Source organism: Methylobacterium sp. J-077, from assembly GCF_022829365.1.
Taxonomy (GTDB): domain Bacteria; phylum Pseudomonadota; class Alphaproteobacteria; order Rhizobiales; family Beijerinckiaceae; genus Methylobacterium.
The window spans coordinates 1-435 of sequence record NZ_JAKSYJ010000050.1 but is presented as its reverse complement, the minus strand read 5'-3'; the positions used below and the strand labels follow the sequence as shown (position 1 = coordinate 435).

Annotated in this window: 1 pseudogene; it reads left to right on the top strand. The window is 72.2% G+C overall.

Annotated features, from left to right (window positions below):
- Window positions 1–193, top strand: a pseudogene (locus tag MKL11_RS02870) (class II aldolase/adducin family protein); the annotation flags it as partial.
- Window positions 194–435: the final 242 nt, after the last annotated feature.

The window sequence follows — 435 nt, the reverse complement described above, 5'->3', positions numbered from 1 at the left end:
CACGGGCCGAGCAACTGCGGCGCCGCTGGCCCGCGCGGCGCCGAGCACCCGCCCCTCCGCCCGCAGCGCGGCCACGACCGCCGGGAAATACGCAGGCGGCTCCGATGCCATCGCGATCCGGGGCGCCCCGGAAAAAGAGGGGGCGGCATTCAGGCGGATGCTGGCCCGCCCCGACCCGTATTTCGCGCAGTGAGAAGGCGCCAAATGCTCTCCGTGTGCGATGGGGAGAGTGGGCCCCAAGGCCGCTCGTGAAGGGCGCGGGCCCCCTGTCCCGTGCGGGAGAGGGACAGGGTGCGGGGTGCGACCTATCCAGATAGACCCGGCCCCTCACCCAACCCGCTCCCGCACGGGAGAGGGGGCGCGTCGAGGCCTGCAACAGGACTTGCGCGTCAAATTTATACCAGCCCCACGTGAACCGGGCAGGGCGCCTCACGG